The sequence below is a fragment of the Streptomyces sp. NPDC050161 genome (assembly GCF_044460025.1).
Classification (GTDB): Bacteria; Actinomycetota; Actinomycetes; order Streptomycetales; family Streptomycetaceae; genus Streptomyces.
Window position 1 is genome coordinate 493511 of the sequence record NZ_JBITJM010000004.1, and the last position, 14243, is coordinate 507753.

Annotated in this window: 3 protein-coding genes; all 3 read left to right on the plus strand. The window is 71.7% G+C overall.

Going from position 1 to position 14243, the window contains the following annotated elements:
* Positions 1-85 precede the first annotated feature (85 nt).
* The 3 genes from ACIBK8_RS09805 (at position 86) to ACIBK8_RS09815 (ending at position 14197) form a co-directional block, all read left to right on the plus strand.
* Positions 86-11161: an SDR family NAD(P)-dependent oxidoreductase gene (locus tag ACIBK8_RS09805; RefSeq protein ID WP_399041230.1), complete on the plus strand. Its 11076-nt coding sequence runs from the start codon at positions 86-88 to the stop codon at positions 11159-11161.
* A 202-nt stretch (positions 11162-11363) separates the two neighbouring features.
* Positions 11364-12968, plus strand: coding sequence for an FAD-binding oxidoreductase (locus ACIBK8_RS09810; protein ID WP_399041173.1), 1605 nt, complete (start codon positions 11364-11366; stop codon positions 12966-12968).
* 125 nt (positions 12969-13093) lie between these two features.
* Positions 13094-14197, plus strand: coding sequence for an NAD(P)-dependent alcohol dehydrogenase (locus ACIBK8_RS09815; RefSeq protein ID WP_399041174.1), 1104 nt, complete (start codon positions 13094-13096; stop codon positions 14195-14197).
* The last annotated feature ends 46 nt before the right edge of the window (positions 14198-14243 follow it).

A 14243-nucleotide genomic window follows, 5' to 3' on the forward strand; every position in this document is an offset into this window, starting at 1 on the left:
TGGAACGCGGGCCTGCGGAATGACGAAGAGTAGGGGAAGCTGCGAGATGGCCAACGACGAAAAGCTGCTCGGATACCTCCAGCGGGTGACGGCGGATCTCTACGAGACCCGCCATCGCCTCCAGGAGTTGCAGGACCGCGACCAGGAGCCGATCGCGATCGTCGGCATGGCGTGCCGCTACCCCGGCGGGGTGACGTCCCCCGAGGACCTCTGGCGCCTGGTGTCCGACGGCACCGACGCGATCACGCCTTTCCCGACCCGGCGCGGCTGGGACGAGGACCTGTACGACCCCGACCCGGAAACTCAGGGCCGTAGCTACACCCGCGAAGGCGGATTCCTGCACGACGCCGACGCATTTGATCCGGCGTTCTTCGACATGAGCCCGCGCGAGGCCCTGGGTACCGACGCACAGCAGCGACTGCTCCTCGAAATCGCCTGGGAAACGTTCGAACGCGCGGGAATCGACCCCGCCGCGGTGAAGGAAACCCCGGTCGGAGTCTTCACCGGCGTCATGTACGGCGACTACGGAATCCGGCTGCACAACATTCCCGACGGATTCGAGGGCTATCTGCTGACGGGCAGCGCGGGCAGCGTCGCCTCGGGGCGCGTCGCCTACAACCTGGGCCTGGTGGGCCCTGCGGTGACGGTGGACACGGCCTGTTCGTCGTCGCTGGTCGCGCTGCATCTGGCGGCGCAGGCGCTGCGCTCGGGCGAGTGCTCGATGGCGCTCGCCGGCGGAGTGACGGTGATGTCGACGCCGGGGACGTTCGTGGAGTTCAGCCGGCAGCGCGGGCTGTCACCCGACGGCCGCTGCAAGTCCTTCTCCGCCGGGGCCGACGGGGTCGGCTGGGGCGAGGGTGTGGGGATGCTGCTGGTGGAGCGGCTGTCGGACGCCCGGCGGAACGGACATCGGGTGCTCGCGGTGATGCGCGGCTCGGCCGTGAACCAGGACGGGGCGTCGAACGGTCTGACGGCGCCGAACGGTCCCTCGCAGCGGCGGGTGATCCGTCAGGCACTGGTGGCCGCCGGGCTCTCCACCGCCGATGTGGACGTGGTGGAGGCGCACGGCACGGGGACCAGGCTCGGTGACCCGATCGAGGCCGAGGCGCTGCTGGCGACCTACGGGCAGGAGCGGGACGTCAACAGTCCGCTGTGGCTGGGCTCGGTGAAGTCCAACATCGGTCACACGCAGGCCGCCGCAGGCGTGGCGGGTGTGATCAAGATGGTGATGGCGATGCGGGAGGGGGTTCTTCCGCGGACGCTGCACGCGGATGAGCCCTCGCCGCATGTGGACTGGTCGTCGGGTGCGGTGGAGTTGCTGCGCGAGGCGCGTGGTTGGCCGGAGGCGGCGGATCGTCCGCGTCGGGCCGGTGTCTCGTCGTTCGGCATCAGCGGGACCAATGCCCATGTGGTGCTGGAGCAGGCGCCGGTGGGGGAGGCGGATGAGGCCGCTGACCACAGTGTTCCGGTGGTGACGCCATGGGTGGTGTCGGGCCGGTCACCGGAGGCGTTGCGTGGGCAGGCGGCGCGGCTTCGGGCGTACGTGGAAGAGAACACTTCACTCCCGACCGCCGATGTGGGCTGGTCGTTGGTGTCGTCGCGGTCGGCCTTCGAGCACCGGGCGGTGGTGCTGAGCGAGGACGGCCGGGAGGGGCTGCTCACTGGCCTCGATGCGCTGGCGCCGGATGGTGCCGGTGGTGCCGGTGTGGTGACGGGGGCGGTGGCACCGGGCCGGTTGGGTGTCGTCTTCTCCGGTCAGGGTGCTCAACGGATGGGCATGGGACGGGAGTTGTACGAGTCGTTCCCGGTGTTCGCCTCCGCTTTTGACGAGGTGTGTGCGCAGCTCGATCCGCTGTTGGGCGGATCGTTGCGTGAGGCTGTGTGGTCGGGGGAGGGGCTCGACGAGACGGCGCTGACGCAGCCCGCCCTGTTCGCGGTGGAAGTGGCGCTCTACCGCCTGCTGGAGTCGTGGGGCGTCCGGCCGGACGTCCTGGCCGGGCATTCGGTCGGTGAGATCGCTGCCGCGCACGTAGCGGGGGTCTTCTCGCTCGCGGACGCCGTCCAACTGGTCGCAGCACGCGGGAAGTTGATGCAGGCGCTGCCGCACGGCGGCGCGATGATGTCCGTTCAGGCGACCGAGGACGAAGTCCTTCCCCTGCTGTCCGGTTGCGAGGACCGGGTGGGCATCGCCGCGATCAACGGCCCCCGGTCCGTCGTCATCTCGGGTGACGGAGCGGCCGTCGGAGAGATCGAAGCTCTGCTCCAGGCCCAAGGACACAAGACGAAGCGGCTCACGGTCAGCCACGCATTCCACTCGCCGCTGATGGACCCGATGCTGGACGACTTCCGCGCGGCGATCAGCGGACTGGAGTTCACCGACCCGAGCGCGACGATCGTGTCCGCAGTCACCGGTGCGTCCGTCACCGACGAGATCGCCTCCGCCGACTACTGGGTCGAGCACGTACGCCGCCCGGTCCGTTTCGCCGATGCGGTACGCGAGATGGAGGGTGCGGGCGTACGGACGTTCCTCGAAGTCGGGCCGGGCGGAGTGCTCTCGGCTTTCGTTCCCGACTGCGTCAGCGAGGACGCCAGGGCAGCGGCATTCCCCCTCCTGCGCCGGGATCGTCCCGAGGCGCAGTCGGCGGTGGCGGCTCTGGCCCAGGCTTGGGTGCGGGGTGTCGGCGTCGGCTGGGAGACGTTCTACGAGGGTTCGGGCGCCCGTCGCGTCGACCTGCCGACGTATGCCTTCCAGCATGAGCGGTACTGGCTGTCGGCACCGGAAGGCGGCGCGGCGGATGTGGCGTCGGCGGGGCTGAGCGCCGCCGGCCATCCGCTGCTGGGAGCGGCCATCGAGCTTGCGGACGGCGACGGCGTGATCCTCACCGGGCGCCTGTCCCTGCAAAGCCACCCGTGGCTCGCCGATCACGCCATCCTCGGCACCGTGCTGCTGCCCGGCACCGCCTTCGTCGAACTCGCCCTCCGCGCCGGCGATCACGTCGGCTGCGACCGCATCGACGAACTCACGCTGGCCGCGCCGCTGATCCTGCCGGACCACGGCGCCGTGCGCCTGCAACTCTCCGTCGGTGCCGCCGACGACTCCGGACGCCGCGAGTTCGGCATCCACACACGGCCCGACGGCGACGACGGAGCGGAGCACTCCTGGACCGAGCACGCCACCGGCGTCCTGGCCACCGGCAGCCGACCGGCGCCTTCGGATACGCCGACGGCGAGCTGGCCGCCCGCCGACGCGGCGGAAGTCGCACTCGACGGCGTCTACGACCGGCTCGCCGAACAGGGCCACGGCTACGGGCCCTCGTTCCGGGCACTGCGGCGGGCCTGGCGGCGCGGCGACGAGATCTACGCCGAGGTCGCCCTGCCCGATGAACAGCGTTCGGACGCCGGTAAGTACGTGCTCCACCCCGCCCTGCTCGATGCTGCCCTGCACCCGCTGCTGCGCGGAGTCGTGGACGACGCACGCCAAGGCGGCCTGCCGTTCTCCTGGGCCGGGGTCAGCGCCTACTCGTCGGGCGCGACGATGCTGCGGGTGCGGCTGGTCGTCAGCGGCCAGGACACCGTGTCCCTGACGGCCGTCGACAGCACCGGCGCGCCCGTGGTGAGCGTCGATTCCCTGCTGTCGCGGGCGATATCCCCCGAGGCACTGCGCAGCGCGGGCACGACGTACCACGAATCCCTCTTCCGGCTCGCCTTCCAGCCCGTCCCGGCCGTCGGCGCGACGAACGCCGACCCGTCCACATGGGCCAGGCTGGGCACGGGCGGCCTGCCGGGCGGGCTCACCGGCACACGCGCCTACGAGGACATCGCCGCACTGCGCCGGGATCTCGACGCGGGCAGCCCCGCTCCCGAGGCTGTCATCTGGTCACCCGCCGACGGCACTGCGACCGGCGACGAAGTCGTGCCCGCAGCCCACGAACTGGCCGGCGCGACCCTCGACATGGTGCGCTCCTGGCTCGCGGACGACCGCCTCGCCGCCGCTCAGCTCGTCGTGGTCACCCGCGGCGCCGTGGCCACGGACGGGGATTCCGGCGGGGACGCGGCCACTCCGCGACCGCCGGACCTCGCCGCCGCGACCGCCCTCGGTCTCCTGCGCAGCGCCCAGACCGAGAACCCAGGCCGCTTCGTACTGGTGGACATGGGCCACGGCACGGATGTGGGCGTGGGTGTGGCGGCGGGCGCGGGCTTGAATGCCGAATCCGGCGATCCGGCGGCCGACGATCCGGTCGTCGGCGATCCCTTCCTGCGGCTGCTGGCCGCGGCCCTGGCCACCGGCGAACCCCAACTCACCATCCGCGACGGCGAGATCACCGCCCCCAGACTGACCAGGACCCCGGCCCGGAACACGCCATCGGACCGGAACACGCCATCGGACCGGAACATGTCATCGGACCGGAACCGGAATCTCCACGCCACCGAAGGCACCGTCCTCATCACCGGCGCCACCGGATCGCTCGGTGCGATGCTCGCCCGGCACCTCGTGACCGAGTACGGTGCCCGGAACCTGCTGCTGACCAGCAGGCGCGGCCCGGCCGCCCCCGGTGCCGACGAACTCACGGCGGAACTGGCCGAACTCGGCGCGCGGGCCCGGATCGTGGCGTGTGATGCGGCCGACCGGGACGCGCTCGCCGCGCTGCTGGCCTCGATTCCCGAGCAGCACCCGCTGACCGCCGTGATCCACACGGCAGGCGTCCTCGACGACGCGATCGCGGCGGCCCTCACCCATGAGCAGCTGGACCGGGTGCTCAGGCCGAAGGTCGACGCCGCCTGGAACCTGCACGAACTGACCAAGGACCTGGACCTCTCCGCCTTCGTGCTCTACTCCTCGTCCGCCGGAACCTTCGGCGGCCCTGGCCAGGCCAACTACGCCGCCGCCAACGCCTTCCTGGACGCACTGGCCGCTCACCGCCGCGCCTCGGGCCTTCCCGCCCTGTCGCTCGCCTGGGGCCTGTGGGCCGAATCGGAGGAAGCGGGCGGCATCACCGAAGGGCTGAGCGAGAACGACAGGACCCGCATCGCCCGCGCCGGCATGTTCCCGTTGCGGCGGGACGAGGGCCTTTCACTGTTCGACGCGGCGCTCACACAGGACGCGCCCTACGTGCTGCCCATGCGACTTGACCTCGCCACCCTGCGGACCCGCACGGACACACTCCCCGCCCTCCTGCGTGGACTCGTGCGCCGGGCCCCTCGGCGCGGCGTGGCGGCCGGAACGGACAACGGCCCCTCACTGGCCGGGCGCCTGGCGGGAATGCCCGAAGCGGAGCAACTGCGCGAACTGGACCAGCTCGTGCGCTCACAGGTCGCCGCCGTCCTGGGATACGGCGACCGCAGCGCCATCGGCGCCGACCGGGCCTTCCAGGAACTGGGCTTCGACTCGCTCACCGCCGTCGAGCTGCGCAACCAGCTCGGCACCGCCACCGGCCTCCGGCTGCCCGCGGCGCTGATCTTCGACCACCCGACCCCGGCGGACGTCACCGCCTATCTCCGCGCCGAACTCCTCGATGCCGGGGAAACCCGGGAAGCCGCCGCCCTCGCCCTGCCCCCGTCATCGCCGACAACCGGCGCCGACGACGACCCCATCGCGATCGTCGCCATGGCCTGCCGGCTCCCCGGAGGCGCCAACTCCCCTGAAGACCTGTGGAAGTTGGTGGCCGACGGCACGGACGCCATCACCACATTCCCCTCGGACCGCGGCTGGGACCTCGACGGACTGTACGACCCCGACCCCGACAGCCCCGGAAAGTCCTACACGCGGGAAGGAGGGTTCGTGGACGGCATCGACCGGTTCGACGCGGCGTTCTTCGGGATCTCCCCGCGTGAGGCGCTGGCCATGGACCCGCAGCAGCGGATGCTGCTCGAAACCGTATGGGAGACCGTGGAGCGCGCCGGGATCGACCCGCACACCCTGCGCGGGAGCCAGACGGGTGTCTTCGTCGGCGCCAGCGGGCAGGACCACGGCGGAATCCTCGCCCGCACCCCCGGATTCGACGGCTACCTGCTGACCGGCAGCGCGGGCAGCGTCGCGTCCGGCCGCATCGCCTACACCATGGGGCTCGTCGGCCCGACCATGACGGTGGACACGGCCTGCTCGTCGTCGTTGGTGACACTCCACCTCGCCGCGCAGGCCGTGCGGTCGGGCGAGTGCTCCATGGCACTCGCCGGCGGCGCGATCCTGCTGTCCACACCCACCCTGTTCGTCGAATTCAGCAGACAGCGCGCCGGAGCCCCGGACGGACGCTCCAAGGCGTTCTCGGCATCGGCCGACGGCGCAGGCTGGTCCGAGGGCGTCGCCATGCTCCTCGTCGAGCGGCTGTCGGACGCCCGGAAGAACGGGCATCCGGTACTCGCGCTCCTCCGGGGCTCCGCGGTGAACCAGGACGGGGCGAGCAACGGCCTGACGGCGCCGAACGGCCCGTCCCAGCAGCGGGTGATCCGGCAGGCGCTGGCGTCGGCCCGCCTGTCGCCGACCGAGGTCGACGCCGTCGAAGCCCACGGCACCGGCACGAAACTCGGCGACCCCATCGAGGCCGAGGCATTGCTGGCCACCTACGCCCGCGACCGCTCGCCCGAGCAGCCCCTCTGGCTCGGCTCGGTGAAGTCCAACATCGGCCACACCCAGCACGCCGCGGGAGCCGCCGGTGTGATCAAGATGGTGATGGCGATGCGGGAGGGCGTTCTCCCGCCGACTCTGCACGCCGATGAGCCTTCGCCGTTCATCGACTGGTCGTCGGGCGCGGTGGAGCTGCTGCGGGAGGGGCGTGCGTGGCCGGAGGCGGGGCGGCCTCGGCGTGCGGCGGTGTCGTCGTTCGGCATCAGCGGGACGAACGCGCATGTGGTGTTGGAACAGGCGCCGGCGGAGGCCATTGATGCTGCTCCGGCTCCGGCTTCGGTTCCGGGTCTGGTTCCGGTGGTGGTGCCGTGGGTGGTGTCGGGTCGGTCGGCTGATGCGTTGCGTGGGCAGGCGGCGCGGTTGCGGGAGTTCGTCGCCGACGGTGATGCGTCGGCGTGTGATGTGGGGTGGTCGTTGGCGTCGTCGCGGTCGGTGTTTGAGCATCGTGCGGTGGTGCTGGGGTCGGGCCGCGAGGAACTGCTGTCGGGTCTGGGAGCGCTCGCGGCGGGTGAGGATCCGGTGCCCGGCGTGGTGGGTGGTGTGCGTTCGGAGGTCGTGTTCGTCTTCCCGGGTCAGGGGACGCAGTGGGTGGGAATGGCTGCCGAACTGCTCGCTGATTCCCCGGTGTTCGCGGAATGGATCGCTCGTTGTGAGGCGGCTCTGGAGCCGTACGTGGACTGGTCGTTGACGTCGGTCCTGCGGGAGGGTGCCGCGCTGGATCGGGTGGATGTGGTGCAGCCGGTGTCGTGGGCGGTGATGGTGTCGCTTGCGGAGTTGTGGCGTTCGCTGGGTGTGGTGCCGTCCGGTGTGGTGGGGCATTCGCAGGGGGAGATCGCTGCGGCCGTGGTGGCGGGCGCGTTGTCGTTGGAGGATGGCGCTCGTGTGGTCGCGTTGCGTTCGCAGGTCATCGGACGTGAGCTGGCCGGCCACGGTGGTATGGCATCCATCGCGCTGCCGGAGGACCAGGTGCGTGAGCGGATCGGCGCGGACGGTCAGGTGGGCGTCGCTGCTGTCAACGGGCCGAATTCCACGGTGGTTTCGGGTGCTGCGGAGGCGGTCGCCGCCCTCGTCGCCGCCTACGAGGCCGAGGGCGTCCGGGCCCGTCTGATCCCCGTCGACTACGCCTCGCACTCCTTCCAAGTAGAGGGCATCCAGGACGAACTGCTGGCATCGCTGGCCTCCCTGGAGCCTCGCGGGTCCGACATTCCCTTCCATTCGACGGTCGAGGGCCGTGCGATCGATACGTCCTCGATGGATGCGGGGTACTGGTTCCGTAATCTGCGGCAGGAGGTTCGGTTCGGCGAGGTGGTCGAGTCGCTCATCGGGCAGGGGCATGACGCGTTCATCGAGGTGAGCGCGCATCCGGTGCTGACGTACGGCATCGAGGAGACGGTGGAGGCCCTTGGTGCTGATGTGGTGGCCGTGGGGTCGTTGCGCCGGGAGCAGGGCGGTCTGCGCCGGTTCCTGGGCTCGGTGGCCGAGGCGTGGGTGCGTGGCGTCGGTGTGGACTGGAAGCGGGTGTTCGCGGAGTGCGGTGCGCGCCGGGTGGAGCTGCCGACCTACGCGTTCCAGCACGAGCGGTACTGGCTGGCGGCGCCCGACGACGGCGGCGATGTGACGGCGGTCGGCCTGCGCGCCGCCGGGCATCCGCTGCTGGGCGCCGCGGTGGAGCTGGCCGACGGCGCCGGTGCGGTACTGACCGGCCGGCTGTCCTTGCGTGCGTATCCGTGGCTCGTCGACCACGCGGTGATGGACACGGTGCTGCTGCCGGGCACGGCATTCGTGGAGCTGGCCGTGCGGGCGGGCGAGCAGGTCGGCTGTCACCACCTGGAGGACCTGACGCTGGCGGCGCCGCTCGTCCTGCCGGAGCACGGGGCCGTCCAACTCCAGGTCGTCGTCGGTGGGGAGGACGAAGCGGGGCGGCGTCAGGTCGGCGTCCACTCGCGCCCCGACACCGGGAACGGAACCGACGCCGACAGCGGCAGCGAACCGGTGTGGACGCGCCATGCCACCGGGGTCCTGTCCACCGAGCCGGCGCCCGCCCCCGGCGGGCTCACCGCCTGGCCGCCGACGGGCGCATCGGAGCTGGACACCGACACGCTGTACGAGATGCTCGCCGGACAGGGGTACGGCTACGGTCCCGTCTTCCAGGGCCTGAAGCGGGCCTGGCACCGGGGGGACGAGATCTTCGCCGAGGTGGAGCTGCCGGAGGAACTGCGCCCCGACGCCGAGGCGTTCGCCCTGCACCCGGCACTCCTGGACGCCGCCCTGCACTCCGCCGTGCTGAAGGCACTTGACGAGGGCGCCGATCCCGGCCTGCCCTTCTCCTGGTCAGGGGTGCGGATCCACGCACCCGGGGCGTCGGCCCTGCGGGTCAGGCTGTCGACGGACCTGGCATCCGACTCCGCGTCGCTCCTGATAGCCGACGGGACCGGTGCGCCCGTGGCCACCGTGGACTCGCTCGTGTGGCGCACGGTGTCGCTGGAAGCGCTGCGTGCCGCCGCTGCCGCCGCGCAGGGCACGATCGACGACCTCTACGAAGTCGCGTGGCCCACCCTGCCCGCTCCCGCCGCCGTCCCCGCTTCCGCATCCCGGTCCGCCTGGGCCCTGCTGGGCGAGGACGCCGCCGCCTTCGCCGGTGCCCTCGCGGACGCCGCCGACGGCCACGGACTGCCCGTACTGTCCGGCCCGCCCGCGATCTACGCGGATCTGGCCGCTCTGACCCGGGCCCTGGACGAGGGCGCCACCCCGCCCGGGACCGTCCTGCACGTGCCTGGCCCTGCCGGAGGCGGGGGCGCTCCGGACGCGGCGACTCTGCCGTCGGCGGTACGGGCGGCCACCCGCGCGATGCTGGACATCGTGCAGAGCTGGTCGGCCCACGAGGCTCTGGAAGGCTCGCGGTTGGTCGTGCTGACGCGGGGGGCCGTCGCCACGTCAGCGCCGGAGACCGGCGAGGCGGCGGACCTCGGGCAGGCGGGGCTGTGGGGGCTGGTGCGCACGGCGCAGACCGAGAACCCCGGCCGGTTCGTGCTCGTCGACACGGACGGGCAGCCGGCCTCGCTCCGCGCCCTGCCCGCGGTACTGGCGGGGGAGGAACCGCAGTGCGCGATCCGTGACGGCGAGGTACGCGTACCGCGCCTGGCCAAGGCCGATGCGAAGGCGGACGTCAACACCGTTGCCACATCAGGCAGTTTGGCCGCTACACCCTGGACGCCGCAGGGCACCGTGCTGATCAGCGGCGCGACCGGCGCCCTCGGTGTCCTCGCCGCCCGGCACCTGGTCACTGAACACGGCGTCCGGCACCTGCTCCTCGTCAGCCGGCGGGGCGATCGGGCACCCGGGGCCGCCGAGCTGACGCGCGAACTCGACGCACTCGGGGCGACGGTCACCATGGCGGCCTGCGATGTCGCCGACCGCACCGCCCTCGCCGGACTGCTCGCTTCCGTACCGCCTGCGCACCCGCTCACCGCGGTGGTGCACACGGCCGGTGTGCTGGACGACGGTGTGCTCGCCGCCATGACACACGAACAGCTCGACCGGGTGCTCCGCCCGAAGGTCGACGCCGCGTGGAACCTGCACGAGGCGACCAAGGACCTCGGCCTGTCGGCCTTCGTGCTCTACTCCTCCGTCTCCGGGCTGATCGGCCCGCCAGGACAGGGCAACTACGCCGCAGGCAACACCTTCCTCGACGCGCTCGCCCATCACAGGCGCGCGGCAGGACTGCCCGCGGTGTCCCTGGCCTGGGGGCTGTGGGGCGAGGCCGGAGGCATGACCGCCCACCTCGATGAGGCCGACCGGCGTCGGATGGCGCGCGGCGGCGTCGTCCCGCTGCCGTCCCAGGACGGCATGCGGCTGTTCGACACCGGCGTCGGGCTCGGCCAGGCCCTGCTGGCGCCGGTGCGGCTGAACACTGCGGCGCTGCGCGCGCAGGGCGACCGGATGCCCGCCGTGCTGCGCGGCGTCGTACCCGCCGTCAACCGGCGTCCGGCCGTCGCCGCCGCTGCCGGCGGCGGTCTCGTCCAGCGGCTGGCGACGATGAACGCGGCGGAACGGGACCGGGCCCTGCTGGAGCTGGTGCGCGCCGAGGTGGCCACCGTACTGGGGCACTCGGGGCCCGAAGTCGTCGACCGTGGCCGCGCGTTCAAGGAACTGGGCTTTGACTCGCTGGCCGCCGTCGAACTGCGCAACCGGCTGGGCGCCGCCACCGGGCTCCGGCTGCCCGCCACCCTCGTCTTCGACCACCCCACCCCCACGGCGCTGGCCGGGCACCTGGCCGCGGAACTCCCGCTCGGCGCAGCCGCGTCCGCGGACGGTTCCGTGCTGGAGACGCTGGAGCGGCTCGAAGCGGGTGTGCGTTCCGGGGCCATGGACGGCGCGGATCACGCGGCGGTCGCGGACCGGCTGGAAAGCCTCTTGTCGAAGCTCCGCACGACGGGGAGCGCGGTGCACGCGGACGGCGGCTCACTGGACGACGACGTCCACTCGGCTCCGGTGGACGAACTGCTGAGCATCATCGAAGGGGAGCTGGACGTGAGCTGATTCCGGCGGAATTCGGCGGGGCGTCCGTGCCTGCGAGCCCGGGAGATTAGGGGGTTGATAGGGGTGGCAGGCAGGTGTGAGCCCGCAATGATTTGGCTGAAAACCGAGAACCGGGGCCCGTACCGGCGGGAGGCGCGGCAGCGAGCCGCTGACCACCGCCACGGCCCCGGGCAGGGTACACAGCAACGGGGGAGAACACATCATGGCCGATGGCTGGATGCTTGCTGATCTGGCGCTCATCGCTCCGGATCTGGCCTCGGACGCGGCACTCTCGGCCGCCGCCGCGCCCAGCTTCATGGAGACGCCCCACCGGGAGTCCGTCTCCATCACACCGAACGATCCCCGGTACCAGGACCTGCTCCTGCGGGGATACAACCGCCGCTTCACCGGAAACCCGGACAACATCCGCGTCGTCACCAGCACCGAGCAGGTCATCGACGCCGTCAACGACGCGGTGCGCGAGGGCAGGCAACTGGGCGTGCGCAGCGGCGGCCACAACCTCGACGGACTCGTGGACGATCCCCGGGTGCGCAGCGTCATCGACCTGACCGGCATGCGCTCGGTGTCCTACGACCCCAGGATGCGGGCCTTCGCCATCGAGGCCGGCGCGACCCTGGGCGAGGTCTACCGCGCCCTCTACTACGGCTGGGGCGTCACGCTTCCCGGCGGCGCCTGCCCGCCCGTCGGCGTCGGCGGCCACATCGCGGGAGGCGGCTACGGCGCCCTGTCGCGGCAGTACGGACTGGTCGCCGACAACCTGTACGCCGTCGAGGTCGTCGTGGTGCCCTCCCGGGGCAGCGCGCGGGCCGTGGTGGCCACCCGCGAGCCGAAGGACCCCAACCGCGATCTGTGGTGGGCCCATTGCGGTGGCGGCGGCGGCAACTTCGGCGTGGTCACCCGCTTCTGGCTGCGCTCTCCCGACGCGCGGACGAACGACGCGGGACGGATGCTGCCGAAGGCGCCCGGCGGGACGCTGATGTCACGCGCCGTGTGGAAGTGGGACGAACTGGACCGCAGTTCCTTCGTCCGGATCGCCCGCAACTTCGGTGCCTGGCACGAGCGGTACAGCGCACCGGGCATGCGGGAGAACGCCCTGTTCGGAGGGTTCATCGCGCCCCGCGTCGAATTCGGCTCGGTGACCGTCGCCGGACAGGTCGACCCCACCGTCGAGGGCAACGAGCGCATCCTCCACGACTTCATCACCGCCGCCTGCGAGAACGTGAACGTCAAACCGACGATCACCACATCCGCGCGACTGCCGTGGCTGACCACCGTGCTGTCCTACGTCGACACCGGCGTCGGCCTCGGAGCCAAGCCGCCCCTCCGGTCCAAGACCAAGGGCGCCTACCTCAAGAAGCGCTACACCGACGACCAGTTGGAGACCGTCCACCAGTACCTGACCGGCCCCGACTACCGCCACGCGCCGGCGGCCTTCGCGCTCTCCTCGTACGGCGGGCAGATCAACGCCCCGGCCATGGACGCCACCGCCACATCCCACCGCCAGGCCGTCCTGCTGGCGTCCATCTACAACTACTGGGACAAGGCGGAGGACGACAACCACCACCTGACCTGGTCCAGGAACTTCTACCGCGACCTCCACCAGGACACCGGGGGAGCGCCCGTCCCCGGCGACCACTACGACGGCTGCTACATCGGCTGGCCCGACGTCGACCTCGCCGACCCGACGCTGAACACCTCGAAGACGCCGTGGCAGACCCTGTTCTACCGGGACAACTACCCCCGGCTGAAGCGCATCAAGGAGGCATGGGATCCGCGCAACGTCTTCCGCCACGGACTGTCCATCTGACCGTCCGGAGGGCCGGACGACCGGCGCTTCCCGTCTCCCGGGCCCCGGGCGCCCCCTCGAGGCAGCGCCCGGGAGCCCGTGACCCGTACCTCGACATGAGCGACGAAGACCGACGGGAGACCTACGTGCGTACCACCTCAGCGGCAGTCGTCCACGACAAGGGCGGCCCCTTCCGCATCCAGGAAGTGACGGTGGCCGAACCCCGGCCGAACGAAGTACGGGTGCGGCTCACCGCCACCGGCATCTGCCACACCGACCTCCTGGCACGCGACGGGACACTGCCGCCGGCCGCGCCCGCCGTACTCGGCCACGAGGGCAGCGGAGTGGTGGAGGCCACCGGCTCGGCCGTCACGTCCGTCTCCGTCGGCGACAGGGTGGTGCTCGCCCCGGTGAGCTGCGGTGAGTGCCGCCCGTGCCGCACCGGCCACCCCATGCACTGCGCGGTGTTCCTGCCGCTGAACTTCCGGGGCCGCCGGGCCGACGGCTCCACCGCTTACCACGGCGCCGACGGCACGGAACTGAACGCCCACTTCTTCGGCCAGTCCGCGTTCAGCCGCCACGTCGTGACCGACGCACGATCCGCCGTCGTGGTGGACGACCGCGCACCCCTGGAACTCCTCGGCCCCCTCGGCTGCGGATTCCAGACCGGCGCGGGCGCGGTCCTCAACGTGCTCAGGCCCGAACCCGGCAGCTCCATCGCCGTGTTCGGCGCCGGAGCCGTCGGACTGGCCGCGATCATGGCGGCGCGCATCGCAGGATGCGACCGGATCATCGCCGTCGACCTCCACACCCACCGCCTCCGAACCGCCCGTGAACTGGGCGCCACACACGCCTACGACGCGGCCGGGGGAGACGAAGTGGTCCGTCGGATCGTCGGCCTCACCCACGGCGGAGCGGACGCCACGGTCGACGCGGTCGGCCACCCGCAGACCGTACGCAACGCCGTGGCCGCACTCGCCGTCGGCGGCACCGCCGCGGTGCTCGGCTCGGGCAGCGGCCCTGGACAGGAGATCTCCCTCGGTCTCGGCCAGCTCTTCGGACGCACCGTGAAGGGCGTACTGGAAGGGGACAGCGTGCCCGCCCTGCTGATTCCGCGGCTGGCCGATTTCTTTGTCAACGGCCGATTCCCGATCGACAGAATCGTTCGCACCTATCCATTCGAAGAGATCAACAAGGCGGCCGAAGACGCCGCGGCCGGACGGACGATCAAACCCGTCCTCGTCCACTGAACGAACCGACCGAACCCATTCCCTAGGGGGAACTTAGGGGGTGCCG